The following is a 24,977-nucleotide window of genomic DNA, read 5'->3' on the forward strand; positions in this document are numbered from 1 at the left end:
AATCTATCCAATTTACCGAAATGTTTTTAAACTACTCAATCTCCAAACAAAATAGGTGTTTAAATGCGTCTTTCCAACAAATTATTATCTGAATTAATTTCAAATATAGCCGGAGAAGATACTATTCTTTTAGTTAATTTAATAAAAGATAAGTCAAATGTGAGTGAGTTTAAAATTGCAGAAAAGATGAAAATATCTGTTAATGAAGTAAGAAACAAACTCTATAAACTTCAATCTCAAAACTTAGTTTCATTTACAAGAAAGAAAGACAAAATTAAAGGTTGGTATATTTATTATTGGTCTTTTAATTATAAACGTGCAAAAGAACTTTCAGAATCCCTTAGATTAAAAAGTTTAGAATTATTAAGAAATAGGTTAGATAGAGAAACAAAAGGAAATTTCTTTATTTGTAAAGATGAATGTATAAGATTAGAACAAGAGCAAGCAATGGAGTATGGTTTCAAATGTCCTGAGTGCGGGCAACTTCTTGAAAGAGAAGATAATTCAAGAAAAATAGAGGATATAAAAAAAGAGATTATAGAACTTGAAGCTCAAGAAGTTGAAGCAGCCAAACAAAAAAAATCATCAAAACCTCAAATTAAAAAACAAAAACAAATAAAACTGTCTAAACAAAAAGCAAAGCCTTTCCAAAAGAAACAATACTCTAAAAAACCGTTTATTAAATCTAAATTTATCAAACAAATTCCACAAAAACTAGCTCAAAAGAAAGAACAAATAAAACCACAATCAAAACCTCAACCTAAAACTAAACAAATTCAAAAACCTTCAGAAAAAAAACCTCAACCCGAAAAAAAGCTAACAGAAAAACCTACCGAAAAGCCAGACTTAACAAAAATAAAATCAAGGGTTTCACAGGCAAAATCAAGCTCTTTAAGAAATCTTCTAAAAACCTCAATCAAAAAGCTTTATAAGAACTAATTTTTAATATTTTTTAAAATTTAAGAAGCAATCTTTGGCTTTTTTCTATTAAAATATTCTTCAACTTCTCTTTTTCTTAGTTCCTTGTCGAATTCAGCCATATCTTCATAATCATCAAACAAGAAATCATCGAAGTCGTCAAATTCCATTGTAATTTTTTATGTAATTGGAATTTATAAACGTTTCGATACAACCTTTATATACCCCTTTAAATTGTTTTTATAAAATTTTATTTAAAAACTGTTACTTTCTGACATTGTGACATCTATGCGTATTATTTAAATATTAAATTAACTATTTTAGTTTAATGTTTGATAAAAGATGTATAACTTGTAAAGGGGCATTAGCTTGTGGACTAGATTATTGTCCTATTTATTCTCAAAAAAGTATTTTTAAAATAAAAGATATTAATTCTGATGAGTTTTTTGGTGCAACTCCTCCAAGTGTTTTTGTGGGAAGTAAATTAGCCTACCCAAAAATGAATGTAGGAATTTTAAATCTTCCAGAATTAGATCAAAACGAAATTATTTCTCAAGATTGGAGTACATCAACATCATTTCTAGAGTCACCAAGAATTTGGGCTTCACAGAATATTTCTCAAGAAGGTTTATTTCAAACAAGATCAAGTTTAGTAAATTCAAGATTTCAAACAAATGCACAAGATGCACGTTCAAATTTCTCATTAAATAAAAAATTTATAGAAATTGCACAATTAATTTCTATGTCTTCAAAACCTTTAGATACAGAAGTTCAATTAAATAAAAAAATAAAACTTTCAGTTAATTTTGATAAAGTTACTTTGCCTTCTGGACCAAAAGCAGAATTAAAAAAAATAACTTTAACAGATAATCCTAAAATTCCTACTTATGTAGATAAAGTTGTTTCAGATTCTGATTTGAAAGCAGTTGACGCAATCAAAATTTTACATTCAAAAGGGCATGAAGAATCAGATATGTCTAAATTATTATCTATAGGGACTTTAGGGTTAGCAAAAAATAGAAAGTTTGTTTCAACAAGATGGTCTATAACCGCTGTAGACGATATAGTAGGTAAATCATTAATACATCAAGTAAAAGGTTATGAAACAATAGACAAGTATGAATTTTATTATGCTACTTTTTTTGGAAATCATTATTTTATTCTTTTAATGCCACGTATTTGGAGTTATGAACTATTTGAAGGTTTCTTACCTGGTTCTATATGGAATTTTACAGGAAAAATCGAAATCTCAACAGACTACGAATCTTATAAAGGAAGAACAACCTATGCAGAGCATTGTGTAGGTGGTTACTATGCTGCAAGGCTTCCAATATTAGAATACTTAATACAAAGAAGAAGACAAGCAGGAGTATTAATTTTTAGAGTTGAAACTCCTGAATATAAGTATCCTATGGGTGTTTGGGTTTGTAGAGAAACTTCAAGAAAATCAATCTCTTCACCGCCTTCTATTTTTGAAGATTTAAATTCCTCTTTAAATTTCTTTAGAGATTATGTTATGAAAATACTTCACTATGATTTACAAGATATTTTTTCTAAGAGTCTATTAATAAAAGAAACTAAAACACAGAAAAGTTTGATGAGTTATTTTTAAGAATATAATTTTTATTTAATTCTTCCTTCTAAAATGGCCTTGCAATAGTTATTAACTTTTCTAAAAACTTTTTTAGCTCCAGCTTCTCTAAGGGTTTTACCCCAACCTTTATATTTTTGTGGAGGTATAATACCATAAGCTTTAACATTTGAAAGAGTATTAGCTTCTTTTAAAGGTGAAGGTCGATCATCACAAAATAAAATTTGTGGGGGCGAAAATCTTTCAATTACTTTTTCTAAACCATCTTTTTTTCCATTACATTCATGCATACCCCAAATTTCATTAAAAAAACATCTAGCATAATTTTTTTTCAAAGTAAACTCTATTTCCTCACGTGGTGCACCACTAACAATAACCATTTCATAACGCTTGGAAAGTTTATATAAAAGTATATTTTCAATTAGCCAAGGTTCATCATTAATATATCCTGTAAAATCTCTTTTCTTTCCTAAGTATAAATCTTGAAAATGTTCCTTCACTTCATCAAATTTGATATTTATTCCTCTTTGATTAAGAATATTATAAGTTCTTTGCCAGTCATCGTTACTCTCTTTCATAGAGTCAATTAATTCTTCTTCTGAAGGATAGTTGTCACTAAAATCAAAAACTGTTTGAGAGATAGCTTTTTGATAAGATTTAGATTCATCCCTTAAAACGCCATCATTATCAAATACTAGTATAGTTCGCATAATTTAAAATTTAATGTTAAACTTAAAAAACTTTATATTCTAACAAGATAAAGATTATAAATACTAAATTAATAATAACAACCATGGTAAAAATAGGTCTTGAAGTTCATATACCCTTAAATAAGCTTCAAACAAAGCTTTTCTGTAGCTGTAAACTTCCAAAAATAGATTCAGAACCTAATTCTCATTGTTGCCATGTTTGTTTAGGACATCCAGGTTCAAAACCTGTTCTAAATAAAACTGCAGTTGAAAATGCTCTAAAATTAGCACTTTCATTAGGTTTTGAAATTGCAGATGAAGCAATATTCTCAAGAAAAACTTATTTTTATCCAGATATGACTAAAAATTATCAGATCACTCAATACGAAATTCCACTAGGACAAAAAGGCTCTTTAGTTTTAGATTCAGGTAAAAAAGTAAATCTAAAAAGAATTCATCTAGAAGAGGACCCAGGAGCTTTAATTCATCCATCAGGAATGCAATCTTCTCAGTACGTTTTAATTGATTATAATAGGGCAGGAATTCCTTTAGTAGAAGTTGTTTCAGATCCAGATATGACTTCACCCGAAGAAGCAAGAGAATTCTTAAATAAATTAATACAAAGAGTAAATTATCTAAATATCTATGATTCAAAAGATGCAACAATAAAAGCAGATGCAAATATTTCAGTAGAGGGCGGGGCAAGAATAGAAATAAAAAATATTTCAGGATTTAAAGAAATAAGTAAGGCTCTAACTTATGAATTAGAAGTGCAAAAAAAAGAAAAATCAAAAGAGCAGCAGACAAAAGCATGGGATCCTGAACAAGAATTAACTTTTAAACTAAGAAGTAAAGAAACAGAAGAAGATTATGGTTATATATTTGATCCAGATTTGTCAATCATAGAATTACAACCTTTAATTAAAAAAGTAGAAAAAGAAATTCCAGAATTAGCGCATCAAAAAGTTCAGAGATATATTAAAATCTATAAAATTCCAAAAGAAGATGCAGAAACTATTGCTTCAGAATTGTTTCTAGCAGAATTATTTGAAAAAATTGCAACTAAAATAGACCCTATTCTTGCAGCTAAATGGCTTAGAAGAGAACTTTTAAGAGTTTTAAACTATAATAAAAAAGAGCTTTCAGAAATGGAAATTGACGGGCAACATTTAATTGATTTACTTACTTTAGTAAAAGAAAAGAAAATCACAGAACAAACAGCACAAAAGATTATGGAAAAATTAATTGAAAAACCTTTTGATATTAAATCTTATGTTGAAAAAAACAAACTTGCATTAGTTTCTTCAGAAAATGAACTCGAAGTTATTTGTAAAAAAATTCTAAAAGGAAATGAGAAAGTTCTTCAAGATTATAAAAATGGAGAAGAAAAAGCATTTAACTATTTAGTTGGACAAGTAATGAAAGAAACAAGAGGAAGAGCATCACCACAAGTAGTAAATGCTTTGATGAAAAAGCTTATAAAGTAAATAACTAAATTCTAGAGAATGCCTTACGCAGTAACACATATACTCACAGCATTAGTTTCAGCAGAGTTTATTAGAGACTATCTCTATAAAGATGGAATAAAACGATATCATGTTCTAATTGCAGGTATAGCTGGCTTACTTCCAGATTTAGATTTTGCTTTATTCTGGATTTTAAAACTATTTTTTAATAATAATATAAACTTAAATAGTGTTCATAGAGTTTATACTCACACATTTATGATACCTTTATTTTTAGTACTTCTTGTTTTAATAATAAAGAAGTGGAGACTACCTTTACTTGCAATTGCATTTGGTTTTAGTGTCCATTTAGTATTAGATGCAATCTTAGCAGGTTATATTTATCCTATTTATCCTTTTAGTGCTGTAGGTATTGGTTGGGACTTAATAAAAGATGAAAAAGTTATGGTTCAGGTATTTGCATCAATAGATTCAATACTTTTAGTATTATGGTTATTACACGAAGAATTTAAACATAAAATATCTAGTTACTTTTAATTAATTCGCCAATAAACAAATTGTTCTTATCTTCTACTATTTTAATTCTAACTTTATCACCAATATTATTTGAACAGTTTCTAATAGTTATAGAAGCAGCTTTATACTTTGCAACTTTTTGATCATTCAACCACCCCTGCATAACTATCTCAACATTTAGTTTATCACCTTTTTTAATATCTATTGGATACCTTGGCCTTTTTTCAATTCCAAACTCTTTAGGATTTAAAACTAATTTTATTTTATACTTTTGTTCAAATTCTTTTAATTTTTTATAAAAATGATACCATCTTTCTTGTTTAGCTTCTTTTACTTTTCTAGAATAAGGATATATTTCATATTTTTGTATTCCTAATTTAATTTCATTATCCTTGCAATACTTAACAATTTCCTCTATATCTTTATCATTTACACCTGGAATTAAAACCGGTGCAATTAGAACCTCTATTTTAGTTTTTTTAAGCTCATTTATACTTTCAAGTAAGTTTTTAATATTAAATTTTAGAACTCCGGCAATATAACAAGCATTTTTTTCATCTAAACTATTTATAGACAAATTTATTCTATTTAATCCAGCGTCATCTAATTCTTTAATTAATTTTTTATTAAGTAACTGTCCATTACTTTGCATAGATATAATTTTAACATTTTCTAATTTTCTAATTTCTTTAATTAGTTCAATAATAGGGAGGTACATCAAAGGTTCACCAACACTATCCAAATGAACTTCAACACCTTCACCTTTGAACTCAACCATTTTTTTAACCCAATTAAGTAAATAATCTAATTTAACTTCAAAGACAGACTTATGAAGCTTAGAATTAACTCCAGAATCAACACTGCAATAAATACAATTCAAATTACATCGTGTAGTTGCTCTAACTTGCAGTACATTAGTTCCTCTGTCAATTATACCAAAGAAAATGTTACCTATTAGAGGTACTTTTGAGTCTATAACTATCTTTTCCATTTGTTTAAAAACAAATAACAATCTTAATAAATCTTTCCAGCACAAATAAACCTATGCTTTTAGGAAAAATTATAGGAAAAACCTCAACAAACTACTTTCAATTTAAATTAGATCAAGAAGCAAAGAAATTTGACTATCTTAAAGTTGAATCTCCAGAAGGCATAGTTTTGTGTCAAATTATAGAACTTAAAAGAGATGTTAATGAGACTATTGCAGATTGTTTGATTGTTGGTTTAAGAAAAGAAGGAAAACTATCTCCTATTAGGACACCTTTTTCTCCAGGTTTAGAAGTTAATTCAGCAGATGATGAATTTATTAAAGAAATATTGGGCTTAGAAAAAAATAATAATGGTGTTTATTTAGGTAGAATTGAAAATAGATCTTTAAATGTTTTTTTAGATATTAATAGATTACTAACTAAGCATATTTCAGTTTTAGCAAAATCAGGTTCTGGAAAATCTTACACAGTTGGAGTTATTTTAGAAGAAATAATTGACAAAAAAATACCTGTAGTTATTATAGATCCACATGGAGAATATATTGCATTAAAAAATCCTAATTTTGAAGAAAAAGAAAAATTAAAAACTTTTAATTTAGAACCAAAGTCTTATTTAAATAATATAATTGAATATGCTCCAGACACAGAATCAAATCCAGAAGCTATTCCTTTAAAATTGTCTGTTGCAAATCTTTCTCCAACAACCTTAATTCAACTCTTACCTGCAAAACTAAATAATCAACAAATAGGAATATTATATTCTGCTTTAAAAAATATGAATAATTTTGATATGCAAGAAATTATTCTTTCATTAGAAACAGAAGAAAGTAATGCTAAATGGGTTTTAATTAGCATATTAGAATATATAAAAAAATTAAACATTTTCTCAGATAATCCAGTATCTATGAAAGATATTGTACAGCCTAATAAGGCTTCCATAATCAATTTAAAAGGCATACCGCCAGAATTGCAAGAAGCAATAGTTTACAAATTAGCTTATGATTTATTCGATGAAAGAAAAAAAGGAAATATCCCCCCTTTCTTATTAGTAGTTGAAGAAGCACATAATTTTATTCCAGAAAGAAATTATAAAGAAGCAAAATCTTCAAGTATATTAAGACAAATCGCAGCAGAAGGAAGAAAGTTTGGTTTAGGTCTATGTTTAATTACTCAAAGACCTTCAAGAATAGAAAAAAATGCGCTTTCTCAAGTTAGCACACAAATTATACTTAAAATTACAAATCCAAATGATCTAAGAGCAGTTGTTTCTTCAGTAGAAGGTATAACTAATGAATCTGCAGAAGAAATAAAAAATCTTCCAATAGGTACAGCTTTAGTCGTAGGTGCAGTTAATGTTCCAATTTTTGTAAACATAAGAACAAGAAAATCTAAACATGGTGGAGAAGCAGTAGATATTATGGAAACTATTTCTAGTTTAGTAAATTCAACACAAGATGCAGATTTAATGCCTATAATAAAACAAAAATTATCTTTGCAAGATATTCAAATAATAAAAGGAAATAAAGATATTAAAATAAAATTAATTCCTTGCATATTCTTAAAATGCAAATCTAAACTTCCAAGTAAAACTCAAACTCTTTCAGATTTCAGTTTATTAATTAATTTGAATAATGGGCAAATAATAAACAATATAGAAACTGCTTCTGGATTCAAAATACCTGAAATAAATTCACTTCCAGAAAGTCAAATGAAAATGCTCAAACTAGCCATTATACTGGGAGAATTCACCCCTTCAGAAGCCTTTGCAAAGTCAGGAATGCAATTCTCAGAAGTTTACGATATTGTTAATACTTTAGCAAACAAAGGATTTTTAATAAGAGATACAAAATTCTCACTTTCAAATTCATTAAAACCTTTGCATGATTTATCTAAATTTGCAGTTTATGAAAAAGTAAATTTCATGAAAGTAGACAATGCAGAGAAATTAAACAAACAAGCAGAACCTGAAAAAATAAAAGCAACAATTTCGAATTTTACCAATATTTTAGATACAAAAGAATGTTATTTAATTGTTTATACCTAATTATCTATAAGTTCCAAGCTTCATAAACACCTTACCATTCTTTGCAACACAACTTCTGGAATTCTTAATCTTTGCAGCATCTAACCTTGCAGTTCCAATAGAAACTAATTCGTCTTTTAATGTAAATATCGCAATAGTTTCATCTTTTTTAATTGCATCTTCAAGGGCGGAAATCCCACCAGAATATAAATCAGAACCATTACATAAATTTTCAACCGCAGAATCCAATACCCAAATTTTCTTTAAAAAGGAAACAGCTTCTTCAATTGGAATTATATTTTTTCTTAATCCACTTTCATCTTTTTTAGTTTTCCAAAACTCATAATTATCTTTAATCTCAGTTATTGTAGTAATATTATCTTCATTAAATGGTCCAACTCTAGTTCTTCTAAGTTCTTGCATATGCGCTCCACCAATTAATACACCAATATCAGAACATAATTTTCTTATATAAGTTCCAGCTTGGCAACTAACTCTAAATAAAACAAATTTATCTTTTCTTTCAAGAATTTCTATTTTGTATATTTCTCTTTCTCTTAATTGACGTTTAACTGCTGATCTTACAGGCGGTAATTGTTGTATCTTACCTCTAAACTTGTCAAACACTTTATTTAGAATTTTATCATCAATCTCTTTGTGTAGCCTCATTAAACATACATATTCTTTACCGGTTTTAAGAAATATTTCCATTATTCTTGTTGCCTTGTCAAATGCAACTGGTAGCACCCCACTTACACCAGGGTCTAAAGTTCCTGAATGTCCACCCTTACTAGCTCCAACTATCTTAGAAACATTTGCAGTTACTAAATGGGATGTAGGTCCTGCAGGTTTATCTATATTTACAATCCCATACTCAATTAGTTCTCTAATCTCACGCATTTCAGGATATTTACCTTTATTAGGATTAGTTATACTTTCTTTTATAATTATTTTAGTCATATTCAGAATTAATAAGTTAAGATTTAAATAACTTAGTGCCCAACTTTAGCCTTTACTTCTTTCTTCGGTACTGCAATTGGCTTCTCTTCAGTTTGTTCAACTTTAACTTTTTCAGTTTTCTTTTCTTCTTTTACTTCTGGTTTAGTCTCTTCTGCTTTGACTTCTTTTTTCTTTTCCACTTTTTCTTCTTTCTTTGCTCTAGGAGCATCAAATAATTCTGCAGTCATGCTTTCTTTATCTTCCTCTATTCTTACTTTTACTTTTCCTGGAGGCATTTTATGCCCTTGACTCCAAATAGCATGATTAAGATATTTTCCTATTCTCACATCTCTTTTAAGATGTCTACTTAGATATTCTCTTAAAGCACCAACAGCTCTTTTACTTCTTTTATACTTTGGAGCTCTAAGCCATCTGCTTCTCAATGGAATGATATATGTTTTTTCTTCAGCCATTTTAAAAATTAAAGTTTAAGTTTTACTCTCCTCCAGCTTCTTTTAACTGCAGTGATTCTACCTGGATGAACTTTCTTTCCAGCACCATACTTTTTTGGAACTGCCCAAAACGGAGCCCATCTAGTTTGTCTTCCTTTTTTAATCAGTCTTTTCTTTCTTGAAATATGTTTGTATCTTGCCATTTTAGTCTTTAGCCAATTTATCTAAAAATGATTTTCCTTTAGCAGTAATTATTCTTCCTTTCTTGGTTTTTTTACTTTCTTCGATTAATCCTGCTTTTTGTAATTGTTGCAACATTTTTCTAATATGATTTCCAGATGCAGGATAGAAATTTTCAGGTTTTACACCTCTATTTTTTCTAGAACCAAATTTTACTCTTAATTTTGAAACTCCAATAGGGCTGTATAAATAAATTTTTCTTAATATGGCTGCAGTTCTCTTATACCACCAATCAGGCTCTGTCGGAGGTCTTTCTTTAGCTCTTCCTGTTCTTACAAAGCTAGCCCAGTCAGGAGATTTAATCTCTTTTACTGATTTTAAAGCTTCTGCTGCCTTGTTTATTAATTTTGATGCACTATAATCGAATATTGTCCCCATTTTAACCTTTTTTTCCTTATTTTTTATTTTTAAGCTTATTTTCGCTTTTTCAAGCTTTTAATTCAAAGCAATATATGGTTTAAAAATCTTTCTTTATTAAGAATTTTAAGCATTCCCACATTGTCCATCATCACAACAAACTAAAGTTACACCATCAGGAGCATCAGCAGGCTTATGATTCGAACAAAATAAATCTTTACTAGTATATTGTGTTACATCCTCATTACATCCTAAACCTTCTCTTAGCGTTCCTGCAAAATTAGGTTTTCCATATTTAACACTACATTTTGAAGGATTAGTTACAGGTTCACATAAACATTGACATTTTCCAAGTATACAACCGGGTGTTGCAGTAAACCCTGATTTACATTCACAATCTGCAGTAAACCTATCGGCAGAACAATCACTAACAGATTCACATAATAACAATTCAAGAGGATTATTTGGCTTTTTAATTACTACTTTTTTATCTATTCCTGTTTCTTTTAAATAAGTAATCTCAAAATCAACTTTATATTTTCCCACAAAATTATTCGCATCAACTTTTATTTGACAAATAGTTTTATCACTTAAATCACAGTTTATTTTTTGTAGATAATTTAAAGTATACACTATATTTCCATTATTATCTTTTATTAAGATTCTACAAGAAATGTCCTGGATTTTACCTTGTGTGCAAACTTTACTTTGGATAGGAGTTGCAATCCACAATTCGCTTGAACTTTGTTTATAATTATTAACAGAATCGCATTTTAAATCTCTTGATACCTCGCGATTACAATAAATTGGATCTAAAATAAATAATTCTGCCCTATTTTTACACCAACAAGAATCTTCATTAATACTAGCCTTTTTTATACTATCCAAGGGGATATACTTTCCGTTTATTAAGGTCCCATCATCTTCTATATTTTTTGTAGTTGTAATCAAACCACCCAAAAAAGTTGTAGTTTCAATTAAATTATTATTTTGAACAGAATAGCTTTTACCTCCTGCATTAATTCCATTTGAAGATGAAATATAAGTTGGATTTTTTGAAGTTCTGTGGTAGTTTGGACAATCGGATGACGGAGAAGTAGCACACCATCCATATTTTTTTATTAATTCAATAATATCTAAATCAGCTACATCTCCTTTTTTGGTTTCTACCCATCTTACTTTTATATCTGGAAATAAACCTCTATCTAAATACAAAAAATCTTCACCACCTAAATAATAAATTTTCCCTTCGATTTTAACTGTTTTTTCATCTATAAATTCTATATCTATTAAATTAAAGAGCTCTCTTAAATCTCGTCCAACAATTTTTATTTCAGAAAGATTGAAATCCTTATCTGAATAAGATGATTTAAGATAAGGTAATACTATTTGTTCTGTATTTTTAGTTTTATCATTTACACAAGTACAATAACAACTATCTTGAATGCAATTCACACTCCCATTAAATATCTTATTGCTTTCTTTACAAATTGAAACACACTTGCTAGTCCCATGAAAAATAAGAAACAAGACAATTAAAATCACAATTAAACATAATCCAACGATAAGTAATAAATCTCTTCTTTCATTTTTCCTATCTTCTTGTTCTTTAGTAATCATAGTAAGGGTATATATTCTACATCTTTTGGAAGCACAATTGTTTCTACATTTATTTGATTTATGTCTAGATCATAACACATTCCTGCAAACTCTTGTTTATTTATAATCTCGCATTTCATATCTTTTTGCATTTGACCTATAAACGGAAGATCTGATAATTTTTCTGTTTCTGAAGATAAAATACTAATATAAAAACGCGCTTCATGAGCTGGCATAGGTATTCCACTTTCATCAAAACTAAAACTCCACGAAGCACTAATCTGATTATTTCCTGCCTCCTTGATAGAAGTAATATAATTGCCTATATTACTCTCAGCATAAGGTCTCCTGACATCACTCCCAATTAATAGGACTTGATCTTCTTGCTTGTCACAAGAAACAATAGTACATTTATTTCCATCCAGAGTATATTTAATATTTTTAGGTATAGATACTTTTGTATTAGTTGAAATTTTTATTGCTTTCATTTTTGAATAACGCTTTTCAGCACCAAAAGCCAAAGTGCATAATGGGGAATGAAGAGAACATTTTTCATCATGTAATGTAATTTTATCCTTCGGAGAATTCCAAATAAATCCATCTTTTGCAGTAGTTGGAGTTAAAGTAAATTGTATTTTTTCCCACCCCAATCCTTTCAAATTTTCAAATTCACTTTCAGAAGGGTATGCTTCAACAATGTCCTCCCACCATATAGTTTGTTTATGGATTTTTAGCATTTCACTAAACTGAGGAATTTTTAAGGCATATTCTTTAATCTCTTTAGTTTGTATAATATCTTCTGAAATTGCTTCCTGAATTTCACTTTTTGTAATTGTAAATAAGTTTACAGGTTTACTTACAGTCCAAGTACCTCCAGGAGTTAATGGAGTATATCTTCCCTGGAATGCGACAGTATATTCTCCTTCATTTAACTCATTTTTAGAAATTTTAACCTGACAAAATGCTTTTTCATTAAGATAACATGTTCTTTTAGTATAATCTTTTTTTTCAAATAAAGTTTCTCCTATTCCATCTGTACTAGTAACTCTGACACCACTATCATAAACCTTGGTTATGCCATCTCCACGCAAATAAGTCATAATATCAAAACCACATTTTAAATCAAAATAACCATTCTTACATCTAACATCATCTAATATAAAACCTACCCACATATAATCTTGATCTGAATTGTCTAAATTTAAGGTATGTTCTAAGTTTAAATCTTCACAATAATTCGGATTACTTGGATCAATTTCTTTATTACAATAAATAACTTGATCTATCTTAGGCTCATTTCGAACAGGGCAATTACATTCACAATCTTGTGGGCCACCAGGATATTTTGAAGGATTAGTATCATCGCAATCTAAAACTTTAGATGTGCATTTTTTTAAAGTAGTATCTATATTTATTGGTTTGTTATTTAATAATTCTTTGAAAAACGAACTTGAAGCATCTAAATTTATAAAAGGTATTTTTGGAAGATTAGTTAAATCTGGCCAAACTTCTTCACACTTTTTAGGTTGAGTACAATCATTATCAACACATTTAGGTAAGATGATTATACAATTTAATCCTTCACATTTTTTAGGTTCAACACATTCAGTGCCTTCACATTTTGGTGGAGTAACCTTACATTCAACTAATTTTTTAGTAATAATTTCTGTATAGCCTTCATTATCAGAACCTTTTTTTGATGTAGGAGGATTTTTATTTTCTGGGATTGTAATTCCATTTTTATTAACAGATATTTTTTTTACAGAACTCATTTTATATTCTGAAGTTATTGAAGGATAATAGCCACACTGACCAGTTTGCATACAACAATCTATAGAATATTCTGCATCTGAATCTTGCACATCACCCAAACCTTCAATTATTTTCCCATAAGTAGGACCAAGACTACCATCCACAAAATAACCTGAAGGTGGAAAGTCTACACATTGACATGAAGACATACAACCTGATCTTTTTGAATTATATTGATAGGGGTCTGCATCAATTAGATAATAACCTGATTTAAGTGCTTCCGAACTACAGTCAATATTCCATGGAAGATCATAAAACGGCACTACCATGCCTTCGGTGGGAATTATTCCGCCCCATAGCCAAGTCCCAGGTGATGGCGGGTTTATATTATATACTGAGAGCCTATTCCCCAAAAATTTAAGATTTAATACTCTCATACTTGATATTGGTGTATGATAACCCCCTTTTAATCCACCAGATCTATGTTTTATCTCCAATGGTTCTCCAAGATTAACAAAACCAACACCAAAACATTTACTTGTAGCTTGATCATTAACATTTTTAGAAATACACTTGCAATAACAACCTCTGTTTCCATAAGCATCATTATTACATTTTGGGAAATCATATCCTAATCCATAGTCACTACACACTTCTTCACAACTTTGTTCAAACTTATCATTTGCATAACAATCAATATCTAAAGTACATATAATATTACTAATTGGCTGAGATGTTTCAATTATTTTATTATTATAATCATCCTTCATTGTAAATCCTACAGTATAATCTTCATAATTCATTTTAGAACCATCCAAATTTAATTGACAAATTTTAGTTGTGGTAGTTCCAGTACACTCACTATTCAAATTTACTTCTTTTTCTAAAATCAATTCCATATTTTTATCATAAACTTCAATGTCACAAGATCCAACAGAAACCTCATTTTCACAAATAAATCCTTCTCCTACTGCACCAATCCATAGATTATTAGAAAAGACCACTTTCCCTTTTAATTCAGTATTATATTCTTCATGTGGATTACCACAATAATTTTGTGATTGTGTATTTAATTTATCTCTACAATATTTTATTCCTTGAGATTTTAAGGTAACTAATTTATCTCCAGGATTTTTAGGTATTCTTTCAATAACCTCTTCATAACATTTGTTATTGTCTAAAAGAGTGCCATCTATCAAATTGTTATTGCCTAAATTAAGAGGGTTGTCTATTAAATCAGTTACTCTAGACCCAGGAACGCAAACTAGATTAGTTGGATCAGATAAAGTTTCAATAAATGTCTCTTGTGTAAATATAGAACCTAATTCAGAACATTCTTTTTCTGTATTTTTTAAGGTGTAATAATCATCTCCATCAGCATCAATACAACAATCTTGTTTTATAGAACATTCAGAATTATCAATCTTACATTCATTACTACATTTTAAATTTCCACTCTTAAAGTTTCCAAAGTCTCTACAAGTTTTTCCTTTTGGTGCTAAAGTGTCACACTCTTCACCAACATCAAGCACACCATTACTACATTCGACTTCTTTCTGAGTTATAGAATTACAACCCTGAGTATTAAAATGGCATTCTTCATCACAAACTAGTTTTCCACTAAAAAACCCTAAATCCGTACAATTATTTATATTGCCCCAATTATAAATATCGCAACTTTCTCCAGAATCTATATTACCGTTACCACAGAATTTTTCACAATTTTCATCAATATTTCCACCACAATTATTGTCTTTATTATCACAAATTTCTGGTGCACCTAAATAAATAGTCTTATCATTATCATTACAATCTAAACCCTTACATCCAGAACCTTCACCATAACCATCACCATCTTTATCTATACAACTCAATCCGCTTTTGCCAAGATTAGGGAAGATTAAACTAAACATATTTTTACCAAATGGCTTTCTTGAACTAACCAAACTATAATTTAAATCTCCAACTTCAGTTTTATATTCTTGCCCAACACCTGCTTTGCCTTCACAGACACAGAAACAACCACCATCAACACATTTCATCTGTCCAGAAAAAGTATCTCCATTTTTTTCACACACACCTTCACACAATTGAGGGTTACAATCACTATTAGAACCACACCTAACTTTACATCCTCTTAATAATAAAAGTATAACTATAATAATTAAAGCGACTATAGCTATTTTTAGTATCTTTTTATCCCTCTTTTCCACAAATAGAAGTTATTTCAAGTTATTTAAATAATTTACTCAGAATTTAGCTAATTTGTTTGATTTTTACTCCTTCAGAAGAGTCTTCAAGTAAAAATCCTCTCTTTTGAATTTTATTTCTTAATTGGTCTGCTTTTTTGAAATCTTTATTTTTTCTTGCCTTTTCTCTTTCTTCTGCAAGTTTTTTTATTTCTGCAGGAATTTTGTCTTTAGTTGTTTTCATAATTCCTAAAACAGAATCTATTTTTACAAAAGCATCAAAAGCAATCTTTCCACCTTTTTCTTCTTTATTTAATTCTTTAATAAAATTGAATATTATTGCAATTGCCTTAGGAGTATCAAAATCTTTTTTCATTGCATTTTCAAAGTCTTTTAAGAAGTTATCAACACTTTTTTTGTCTGCATCTTTTCGGGATTTACATTCTTCTAAAAATCTATCAATTTTCTCAAGACTATTTTTTGAATTAATTAAATTTTCTTCACTAAAATTAATAGGGCTTCTATAGTGAGTCCCAATTAAAAAAAATCTTATAACTCTATAATTATATTTCTTAAGAATGTCTCTTATTGTAAAAAAGTTTCCAAGTGATTTAGACATCTTTGTGTCATCAACCTTGACCATATTATTATGCATCCAATACCTTGCTAAAGGCTTACCATTTGCAGCTTCACTTTGAGCAATTTCATTCTCATGATGTGGAAATATTAAATCAGAACCACCGCCATGTATATCTATAGTTTCCCCAAGATGTTTTAAAATCATAGCACTACATTCTATATGCCATCCGGGTCTTCCTTTTCCCCATGGAGAATTCCATGCAGGCTCATTCGGTTTCTGTTTTTTCCACAATGCAAAATCTTGAGCATCTTTTTTATCTTCTCCACTTTTATCTTTAGATTTTTTAGCATCTTTTTTATTTAACTTTATTAATCGCCCATATTTCTTGAATTTCCTAACTTCAAAATAAACTCCATCTGATGTTTCATAAGTATAACCTTTTTCTTGTAATTTTTTAATTATTTTAATTATATAATCAATAGTTTCTGTAGCTTTAATCATTTTATCAGGATACAGAACATTTAATTCTTTCATATCCTCAAAATAATATTTTGTAAATTTTTCTGCAAGTTCTTTAACAGTTGTTTTTTCTTTATTTGCTCTTTGAATCATTTTATCATCAATATCCGTTACATTCATTGCATAATTCACTTTGTATTCTAAATAAATCAGAAATTTCCTTATTATATCAAAAGCAATAGCACTTCTTGCATGCCCTAAATGTCCATAATCATAAACTGTAGGACCGCAGACATATATTTTTACAGAATTATTTTTAACTTTAAACTCTTCTTCTTTTTTAGTTAAATCATTAAAAACAAACATAAAAAGAAAAAAGAATAAAGGTATATAAAATTATTCTTATTCTACCTTATTTTGCAACTACATTAACTATTAAAGTAGGATTATTAATTCCATCCAAATCACAATCTCCACTTAAATCTAACTCAAACTCATAATCTCCTACTTGAGTTCCTTTTTGAACATTAAGCTGGATATTATTCTTTGTAAATTTAGCTCCACTTAAAACCTTTGCAGTACCCTTTCCACCAACAAATGCAATATTCTTATCTGTGGTACCTATAGATTTGATATTGTATTCTAACTCACAATCCTTACCTTCATTAACAAATCCTATTCCAAAAGTCTTTCTAGAATTTATTCCAGTTTCAATACTCATAGGTCTAATAAATGCAGTTTCACCACTTTCAAAAGCATCGTTTAATGCAGAATCCATTTGACTTGTAGATTTATCTATAGCTCCTGTTAATGATAGCCTTACTTTATTAACAAAAAACAATCCCAAACCAAGCATAGCAATACCTATAATTACTATAATAATAGTATTCATAGAAAGCTCAATCGCACCTTTCTTTGATTTCATAAACATCACCTTAGCAAAACTAAATTATCTTGATATATAAATATTGCTCTTTTAGCCCACCCTGACAAGATGACAGCTATGCGTGAAGTATATAAACTAAAATGGTTATTCTTTATTATGCAACTAACTTCTGAATTAGCCGAGATAATAGGTGCTTTAATAGGGGATGGTTATATTTACAATAAAAATCATAAGTATCAAATAGGTTTTGTAGGCCACCCAAATAATGATAATCTATATTATAAAAAATTAAAAAAATTAATCTTTCGTGTTTGGATGAAAAATCCAAAAATAAGGATACGTGAAAGAGGATTAAGAATGGTAATAAACTCCAAAGAAATTGTTTCCACCTTATCTAATTCATTTAATATACCTTGCGGCATAAATAAATGTTTTAATGTAGTTATACCTTCCCAGATATATTTTCGTTGGGATTTACTGAAATTTACTTTACGCGGGATAGTAGATACAGATGGTTCTGTATTTGTTTCTAAAAAACCCGGCGTATTAAATTATCCTTCAATAGAAATCACCACCTCAAGTCTTAATTTAGCAAATCAAATAAAATTGGCTTTAATTAAAAAGGGATTTAAAGTCCCCAAGATTTGGAGCTATAAATCAAAAAATTTAACCTACAAAGTCGCTTTAAACGGACAAAAAAATTTAGAAAAATGGGTTAATGAGATAGGCTTTTCAAATCCTTATAAATTAAATAGGGCGAAAAAATATTTAAAATATGGGAAGAGGGGGAGTTGAACCCCCGACCCCACGGTCTTCAGCCGTCTGAGCTTCCTAAACCCGAAGTTTTAAGAATGTGCTCTCCCAGCTGAGCTACCTTCCCATACAAGCCTATAAATTAAACTTTCATTTTTAAAGCTTTCCATAAATTCCTACGAAGAGTATATATAATAAAACACATTCTAATCCTAAATCTATAAAAAATTAAAATGCCTAAACAACAATTATCTGATTATGTGAAAGAACAATTTAGTAAAAATATACCTGTTCATATTATAAGAGATGCACTTCTTGAAAAAGGTTGGAATATAATTGATGTAGATGAAGCTATAACTGATGCAAGAAATGAAATTAGCCTAACTAAAACAAAATCAACTTTGAAAGAATCAGAGAAAGATGAAATTAAACAATTAGTTGCAAAAAAATTAATAATTCCTCCAGCTGAAAAAGAAAATCCTTTTATACGACCAAAAATTGCCCCAATAAGAAGAAGTAAAATACCTCTAAAACCTTATTTCATCGTTTTCATTTTGTGTTTAATGCTTGCTTTATTATTTTTATTTCTAAGAAGTATTATATCAAGAAATACTTCGTTCTTTGGATAAATCCTTAACAAAAGCTTTAAATAGTCATTTTCTGTGGAATATTTTATGTCAGATTTAGGAGATTACAAACAAGAAATAGAACAAAAGTGGCAAAAATACTGGATAGATAAAAAACTTTACAAATTTGATCCTAAATCTAAAAAACCTATATATAGTATAGATACTCCACCACCAACAGTTTCTGGAGCAATGCATATAGGGCATGCCTTTTCATATTCTCAGCAAGATTTTATAGTCAGATACAAAAGAATGAATAATTTTAATATTTTTTATCCTTTTGGAACAGATGACAATGGCCTACCTACAGAAAGAATGGTAGAAAAAATGAAATCTGTAAAATCTACAAAAATGTCAAGAAAAGATTTTGTAGAACTATGTAGAAATACTTTAAAAGAAATAAAACAAGATTTCATAAATAATTGGATCTATATTGGTATGAGTTGCGATTTTTCAAATCCTTATTCTACAATTGATGCTCACTCAATTAAAACTTCACAAAAATCTTTTATAGAATTATATAAAAAAGGTTTAGTTTACAAAAAAGCTGCACCTAGTATTTGGTGTGTTAATTGTCAAACTGCAATTGCACAAGCAGAATTAGAAGACAAGGAATTAAGTTCAACTTTTAATGAAATAGAATTCAAATTAAAAGATAATAAAACTATTACAATTTCAACAACAAGACCAGAATTACTTCCTGCATGTGTTTGTATTTTTGTTAATCCTTCAGATAAGCGTTATAAAAGCTTAATAGGTAAGAAAGCAATAGTTCCAATATTTGAGCAAGAAGTAGAAATATTTGCAGATCCTTCAGCAGATATAAATAAAGGTACAGGAATTTTAATGATTTGTTCTTATGGTGATAGATTTGATGTTGATGCAATTCAAAAAAAGAATTTAAAACCCAGAGTATGTTTAACTAAAGAAGGAAAATTAAACTCTTTAGCAAAACAATTTGAAGGTCTTTCAATAAGGGATGCAAGAAAAGTAATTCTTGAAGAGTTAGAAAATAAAAATTTATTAAAATCTAAAAAACAAATTACTCACAATGTTAATGTTCACGATAAATGTGGAACAGAAATAGAATTTTTAGCAACAGAACAATGGTTCATAAATGTTATTGATAATAAAGAAAAATTCTTGAAAGTAGGAGATAAAATAAATTGGTATCCAAAATCCATGAAATCTAGATATGATAATTGGGTTAAAAATTTAAATTGGGATTGGTGTATTTCAAGACAAAGACATTTCGGTGTTCCATTTCCAGTTTGGTATAAAAAAGACGGTTCTATAGTTTTAGCAGATGAAAAAGAACTTCCAGTAGATCCTTTATCAGATAAACCTAAAGGACACAAAGAAGAATTAATTCCTGAAAAAGATGTTATGGATACTTGGGCGACTAGTAGCGTTACTCCTCAAATTGCTTTAAACTGGGCAAAAGATAAAGGTTTTGAGAATGTTGATTTTGATAAGATGTATCCTCTTTCATTAAGACCTCAAGCGCATGATATAATTAGAACATGGGCATTTTATACTATTGTAAAAGGTGTTTATCATAATAATAAACAACCTTGGAATGATATAATTATTTCTGGAAATGTCTCAGATCCCTATGGTGAAAAAATGTCCAAATCCAAAGGTAATGTTGTCTACCCTAATGAAGTTATTAAAAAATATTCTGCAGATGCACTAAGATTTTGGGCAGCAGGTTCAAAGTTAGGAGAAGATTTAGCTTACCAAGAAAAAGATTTAGTTACAGGACAAAAATTTATAACTAAATTCTGGAATGCTTCAAAGTTTTCTATGATGCATCTTCAAGATTACAAACTTCAAAAACCTAAGAAATTAGAATTTATGGATAAATATTTACTTTCAAAATTAAATGAATTAATTAAAAATTGTACAGATTCTTTTGATGCTTATGAATATTCAAAAGTAAAATCAGAAACAGAAAATTTCTTTTGGCATACACTTTGTGATAATTATTTAGAAATAATAAAAGATAGATTATATAATCCAGATAAAAGAGGAAAAGATGCAAGAATTTCAGCACAATACACTTTATACACTTCTTTACTTTCATGTCTAAAATTAATTGCACCAATAATGCCTCATTTTACAGAAGAAATTTATCAAAACTATTTTACAAAACAAGAAAAATCAATTTCAGTCCATATTTCACAATGGCCTGAATCAGACAAAAAACTAATTAATAAAGATCTAGAAAAAGTTGGAGATAGGTTTATAGAAATTCTTTCAGAAGTAAGGCAATTCAAAAATAAACAACAAAAATCACTTAAAACACCAATAAACTTAGTTTTAACTAAACCTGACGAATCTTTATTAAAAGAAGTTTTGGAGGATTTGAAAGCAGTTACAAGTACTCAAAATTTAAGTTTTGGTAAAGAATTACAAATTTCATTTGCTTAATTTTAAAATGTTAGAAAATATAAAATGGTTAGGAAATTCCGGATTTAAATTAATCTCTAATTCAGGAAAAATAATTTATATAGATCCATTCAAAACTACAGAAACCGAAAAAGCCGATTTAATTTTAATAACTCACGAACATTATGATCATTGTAGTCCAGAAGATGTAATTAAATTATCTAAGCCAGACACAATTATAGTTACAGTTCCAGATTGTCAAAGTAAATTAGCTTTAACATTTAATAAAATTAAAAATTTAAAATTGGTTGAGCCAGGAAAAAAATTAGTTATAGAAGATATAGAGATAGAAGCAGTCCCCGCATATAATATTGGAAAAAACTTTCATAGAAAAGAAAATGACTGGGTAGGTTTTATAATCAATATGGGCAATAAAAGAATATATCATGCAGGAGATACAGATCTAATTCCTGAAATGTCTAATTTAAAAGATATAGATTTAGCCTTAATTCCTATTGGCGGAACATATACTATGAATTCAGAAGAAGCAGCAAAATGCACCGAAACAATAAAACCTAAAATAGCAATTCCTATGCATTATGGAACTATAGTAGGAACTCTGGAAGATGCAGAGAAGTTCAAAAAACTTGCAAAATGCGAAGCAAAAATTCTAAGTAAAGCGTGACTTATTTTTAGAAAGAATTAAAAAACCCTCTTATTTAAATTACTTTTAATCAAGACTAACAATTTAACATGAATGCAAAAGAAAAACACGGACTAAAGAAGATAATTAACGAGCTTTCATTAATTAGAGGTAGACACACAGAATTAGTTTCAGTTTATATCCCTCAAGAATATGATATTAACAAGGTTATACAACATTTACAGCAAGAACAAGGAACCGCACAAAACATCAAATCTGCCTCAACAAGAACGAATGTTATAGATGCTCTCGAAAGAATGATAAGATCATTAAGATTATATAAACAAACCCCCTCAAATGGTTTGGCTATTTTTTCAGGAAATACTTCAGAAAGAGAAGGAAAAGTGGATTTAAATGTCTGGGCAATCGAACCTCCAAAACCCATTAAAACAAGATTATATCGATGTGACCAAACTTTTGTTTTAGATCCATTAAAAGAGCAATTAGAATATACTGATTTTTATGCTCTAATTGTTCTAGACAAAAAAGAAGCAACAATTGGATTATTAAAAGGAACATCAATAATCACTATAAAATATTTTCATTCTTCAGTCCCAGGAAAATTTAAAACAGGTGGACAGTCTGCAAACAGATTCAGAAATATTAGAGAAAATCTAACCAAAGAATTTTTTATACGTGTAGCTGATGCAGCAAACACAGAATTTTTACCAATAAAAACAAATATTAAAGGAGTTTTGATTGGTGGACCTGGAATGACTAAAAATGAATTCATAGACTCAAATTGTTTAAATGATGAATTACAAAGAAAAATTGTCGCAGTTAAAGATTTAACTTATACAGATGAATCAGGTTTGCATCATTTAGTTGAATCTTGTCAAGATGTGCTTGCAAAAGAAGATATCATTAGGGAAAAGCAGCTTATGAATAGATTCTTTGAAACTTTTGCAAAAGATGAAAACAAAATTGCTTATGGTATTGCACAAGTTAAAGAAATGCTTGAAATGGGGGTTGTAGATACCTTACTTCTTTCAGACTCGATAGAAGATAAAACTGCAGAAGAGCTAGAAACTATAGCCGAAAAATATAGCACTAAAACAGAGTATATATCAACAGAAACAAAAGAAGGAATGCAATTAAAAGAATTAGGAAAAGTCGGTGCAATACTTAGATATCCTATTGTTAGACAATAAAAAGGTGTAAAATTGAAATATAAAAAAAGAATTTTTACTTATAATTTACTTGGAAATTGTTTTTACTATTCAGGACTTTTGACTTTTTATAATTTACTAAGAAAATTTTCAAAAAGAAAATATTTAATCATCTTAATGTACCATAAAATACAAGAAAATATAGACTCTCATTTGGTTAATGCAACACCTAAGCAGTTTGAATCCCAATTAAAATACCTTAAAAGATATTATAAAATTATTTCTTTTAATGAGTTAAATAATTTTAAGAATATTAAAAAAGATTCAGTTATTATAACTTTTGATGATGGTTATATAAATAATTATGAAGTTGCTTTTCCAATCTTAAAAAGATATAATTCTAAGGCCACAATATTTTTAACAACTTCTTTAATTAACAAAAAAGATTTCCTAACAAAAAATATAATTAAACAAATGAGCAATTCAGGAATAGAATTTGAGTCTCATACTCTAACACACCCAGATTTAACAAAGATAACCCCCCAAGAATTAGATAAAGAGATTTATTCTCCTATTAAACATTTAAAATCTTTAATAAACAAAGAGTCTAAAATATTATGTTATCCTTATGGATTATATAACCAAAAAGTTATAGATGCCGCCATCAAAATAGGATATAAATATGCAGTAACAATAGACTTTGGTTTAAATACTTCTAAAACAAATAAATATCAACTTAAAAGAATGATGATGAATCCAGAAGAAAATCTAAATTTTTTTAAATTAAAACTTACACCATTATGGTCTTTATTAAGAAAAATATCTCATGGAGTAATAAAAGATGATTAAACCCAATCCGAAAATATCTATTGTAATCCTAAATTGGAATAGGAGAAATTTTCTTAAGCAAGCAATAGAAAGTGTGCTTAATCAAGATTATAAAAATTATGAAATAATCGTAGCTGATAATAATTCTACTGACGGTTCGTCAGAAATGATTGAAGAGAATTTTAAAGATATTAAACTTTTAAAATTTAAAGAAAACCTTGGAATAGAAGCAAGAAATATAGCCTTTTCAATTTTAACAGGAGATATAATTTTTTCTTTAGATAATGACGCAAAGTTAGGTAAAAATGCACTTTCAAAAATAGTCAAAGAATTTGAAAAAAATCCAAAATTGGGTTTAGTGCAATGTAATATTTTAACTTTTGACTCAAAAAATATTAGCAATTGGTTTCATGCACTGCCAAGAGAAAAATACTTCAAAAAAGAGTTTTATACTTCATGTTTTGGCGCAGGATGCAGTGCGATAAAATCAGAAGTTCTAAAAAAGACCGGCAATTATAACCCGCACTTTTTTAGTCGAGGAGAAGAACTAGATTTAGCTTATAAAATCTTAGACAATAAATATCTTATGAAATATTGCCCTAAAATAATAGTTTATCATGCAATCTGCCAAGAAAACAGATCTAATTCTAAAAATTATTATTTAGATCAAAGAAATATAATCTGGGCATTTTGGTTAAATCTACCTTTTCCAGAAGTTATAATCAAAACTTGTCGGTTTTTAATTGGAACTTTATTTAGAATAAGACTGAACTTCATGTTTAGCTATTTCAAAGCTATTTTTCACGCCTTTTTAGGTCTGCCTTGGGTAATTAAAGAAAGAAAACCAATTAAACATTCAACTCTAAAACTTATAAAACGGATAAATTCTACTGAAAAAGCTTAAAAGAACATTTTTAAGCCT

Annotated in this window: 22 protein-coding genes and 1 tRNA gene; 12 read left to right on the forward strand and 11 right to left on the reverse strand. The window is 28.5% G+C overall.

All coding sequences use genetic code 11. The features are described 5' to 3' along the window. Positions 1 to 63: 63 nt before the first annotated feature. Together J4403_03700 and J4403_03705 are read left to right on the forward strand one after the other, a co-directional pair. Positions 64 to 939 carry a hypothetical protein gene (locus tag J4403_03700; GenBank protein ID MBS3167283.1) on the forward strand — a complete coding sequence of 292 codons (876 nt, stop codon included), beginning with the start codon at positions 64 to 66 and terminating at the stop codon, positions 937 to 939. A 307-nt stretch (positions 940 to 1,246) separates the two neighbouring features. Then, on the forward strand, positions 1,247 to 2,530 hold the full coding sequence (locus J4403_03705) for a hypothetical protein (GenBank protein MBS3167284.1): 1,284 nt from the start codon (positions 1,247 to 1,249) through the stop codon (positions 2,528 to 2,530). Positions 2,531 to 2,541: 11 nt separating this feature from the next. On the opposite strand, the gene J4403_03710 is transcribed toward J4403_03705, so the two are convergent. Further along, on the reverse strand, positions 2,542 to 3,219 hold the full coding sequence (locus J4403_03710) for an HAD hydrolase-like protein (GenBank protein ID MBS3167285.1): 678 nt from the start codon (positions 3,217 to 3,219) through the stop codon (positions 2,542 to 2,544). A gap of 83 nt (positions 3,220 to 3,302) precedes the next feature. On the opposite strand from J4403_03710, the gene gatB reads away from it, so the two are divergent. Both gatB and J4403_03720 read left to right on the forward strand, forming a co-directional pair. After that, the gene (gene gatB, locus J4403_03715; GenBank protein ID MBS3167286.1) at positions 3,303 to 4,685 is read left to right on the forward strand and encodes an Asp-tRNA(Asn)/Glu-tRNA(Gln) amidotransferase subunit GatB; all 1,383 of its coding nucleotides are present in this window, start codon (positions 3,303 to 3,305) and stop codon (positions 4,683 to 4,685) included. 18 nt (positions 4,686 to 4,703) lie between these two features. Next, positions 4,704 to 5,201, forward strand: coding sequence for a metal-dependent hydrolase (locus tag J4403_03720; protein ID MBS3167287.1), 498 nt, complete (start codon positions 4,704 to 4,706; stop codon positions 5,199 to 5,201). On the opposite strand, the gene J4403_03725 is transcribed toward J4403_03720, so the two are convergent. Beyond that, the gene (locus J4403_03725; GenBank protein MBS3167288.1) at positions 5,188 to 6,171 is read right to left on the reverse strand and encodes a radical SAM protein; all 984 of its coding nucleotides are present in this window, start codon (positions 6,169 to 6,171) and stop codon (positions 5,188 to 5,190) included. The genes J4403_03720 and J4403_03725 overlap by 14 nt on opposite strands. A 53-nt stretch (positions 6,172 to 6,224) precedes the next feature. Between J4403_03725 and J4403_03730 the strand changes: the two genes are divergently transcribed. After that, positions 6,225 to 8,213, forward strand: coding sequence for an ATP-binding protein (locus J4403_03730; protein ID MBS3167289.1), 1,989 nt, complete (start codon positions 6,225 to 6,227; stop codon positions 8,211 to 8,213). On the opposite strand, the gene J4403_03735 is transcribed toward J4403_03730, so the two are convergent. The 8 genes from J4403_03735 to J4403_03770 all read right to left on the reverse strand — a co-directional run bounded on the left by J4403_03735 (position 8,214) and on the right by J4403_03770 (position 17,684). Further along, the gene (locus tag J4403_03735; GenBank protein MBS3167290.1) at positions 8,214 to 9,152 is read right to left on the reverse strand and encodes an RNA-guided pseudouridylation complex pseudouridine synthase subunit Cbf5; all 939 of its coding nucleotides are present in this window, start codon (positions 9,150 to 9,152) and stop codon (positions 8,214 to 8,216) included. A 32-nt stretch (positions 9,153 to 9,184) separates the two neighbouring features. Next, complete coding sequence (locus J4403_03740; GenBank protein ID MBS3167291.1) at positions 9,185 to 9,604, reverse strand: 60S ribosomal protein L31; 420 nt, start codon at positions 9,602 to 9,604, stop codon at positions 9,185 to 9,187. An 8-nt stretch (positions 9,605 to 9,612) separates the two neighbouring features. Continuing rightward, complete coding sequence (locus tag J4403_03745) at positions 9,613 to 9,786, reverse strand: hypothetical protein (GenBank protein MBS3167292.1); 174 nt, start codon at positions 9,784 to 9,786, stop codon at positions 9,613 to 9,615. Between the two features lies 1 nt (position 9,787). Next, entirely contained in the window at positions 9,788 to 10,201 is a 414-nt protein-coding gene (locus tag J4403_03750) for a 30S ribosomal protein S19e (GenBank protein ID MBS3167293.1), read from the reverse strand. Positions 10,202 to 10,306: 105 nt separating this feature from the next. Further along, positions 10,307 to 11,800, reverse strand: a complete 1,494-nt coding sequence (locus J4403_03755; protein MBS3167294.1) for a hypothetical protein — start codon at positions 11,798 to 11,800, stop codon at positions 10,307 to 10,309. Continuing rightward, complete coding sequence (locus J4403_03760) at positions 11,797 to 15,573, reverse strand: putative metal-binding motif-containing protein (protein ID MBS3167295.1); 3,777 nt, start codon at positions 15,571 to 15,573, stop codon at positions 11,797 to 11,799. The genes J4403_03755 and J4403_03760 overlap by 4 nt, the downstream gene beginning before the upstream one ends. Positions 15,574 to 15,787: 214 nt before the next feature. Next, positions 15,788 to 17,125 carry a cysteine--tRNA ligase gene (gene cysS / locus J4403_03765; protein ID MBS3167296.1) on the reverse strand — a complete coding sequence of 446 codons (1,338 nt, stop codon included), beginning with the start codon at positions 17,123 to 17,125 and terminating at the stop codon, positions 15,788 to 15,790. 46 nt (positions 17,126 to 17,171) lie between these two features. After that, positions 17,172 to 17,684 carry a hypothetical protein gene (locus J4403_03770; protein ID MBS3167297.1) on the reverse strand — a complete coding sequence of 171 codons (513 nt, stop codon included), beginning with the start codon at positions 17,682 to 17,684 and terminating at the stop codon, positions 17,172 to 17,174. Between the two features lie 117 nt (positions 17,685 to 17,801). Here J4403_03770 and J4403_03775 point away from each other — a divergent pair, with 117 nt between their 5' ends. After that, on the forward strand, positions 17,802 to 18,440 hold the full coding sequence (locus J4403_03775; protein MBS3167298.1) for a hypothetical protein: 639 nt from the start codon (positions 17,802 to 17,804) through the stop codon (positions 18,438 to 18,440). On the opposite strand, the gene J4403_03780 is transcribed toward J4403_03775, so the two are convergent. Further along, positions 18,422 to 18,525, reverse strand: a tRNA-Phe gene (locus tag J4403_03780). The genes J4403_03775 and J4403_03780 overlap by 19 nt on opposite strands. A gap of 106 nt (positions 18,526 to 18,631) precedes the next feature. Between J4403_03780 and J4403_03785 the strand changes: the two genes are divergently transcribed. The 6 genes from J4403_03785 (at position 18,632) to J4403_03810 (ending at position 24,959) form a co-directional block, all read left to right on the forward strand. Continuing rightward, positions 18,632 to 19,027 carry a hypothetical protein gene (locus J4403_03785; protein ID MBS3167299.1) on the forward strand — a complete coding sequence of 132 codons (396 nt, stop codon included), beginning with the start codon at positions 18,632 to 18,634 and terminating at the stop codon, positions 19,025 to 19,027. Positions 19,028 to 19,072: 45 nt separating this feature from the next. Beyond that, complete coding sequence (locus J4403_03790) at positions 19,073 to 21,457, forward strand: valine--tRNA ligase (protein ID MBS3167300.1); 2,385 nt, start codon at positions 19,073 to 19,075, stop codon at positions 21,455 to 21,457. Between the two features lie 7 nt (positions 21,458 to 21,464). Next, complete coding sequence (locus J4403_03795; GenBank protein ID MBS3167301.1) at positions 21,465 to 22,100, forward strand: MBL fold metallo-hydrolase; 636 nt, start codon at positions 21,465 to 21,467, stop codon at positions 22,098 to 22,100. Positions 22,101 to 22,168: 68 nt separating this feature from the next. Next, on the forward strand, positions 22,169 to 23,269 hold the full coding sequence (gene prf1, locus J4403_03800; GenBank protein MBS3167302.1) for a peptide chain release factor aRF-1: 1,101 nt from the start codon (positions 22,169 to 22,171) through the stop codon (positions 23,267 to 23,269). Positions 23,270 to 23,404: 135 nt separating this feature from the next. After that, entirely contained in the window at positions 23,405 to 24,076 is a 672-nt protein-coding gene (locus tag J4403_03805) for a polysaccharide deacetylase family protein (GenBank protein ID MBS3167303.1), read from the forward strand. Continuing rightward, positions 24,069 to 24,959 (forward strand): glycosyltransferase family 2 protein, encoded by an 891-nt coding sequence (locus J4403_03810; protein ID MBS3167304.1) that lies wholly within the window; start codon positions 24,069 to 24,071, stop codon positions 24,957 to 24,959. Before J4403_03805 ends, J4403_03810 begins: the two co-directional genes overlap by 8 nt. Positions 24,960 to 24,977 lie beyond the last annotated feature (18 nt).

The organism is Candidatus Woesearchaeota archaeon, assembly GCA_018302225.1.
In the GTDB taxonomy this organism is placed as follows: domain Archaea; phylum Nanobdellota; class Nanobdellia; order SCGC-AAA011-G17; family JAGVZY01; genus JAGVZY01.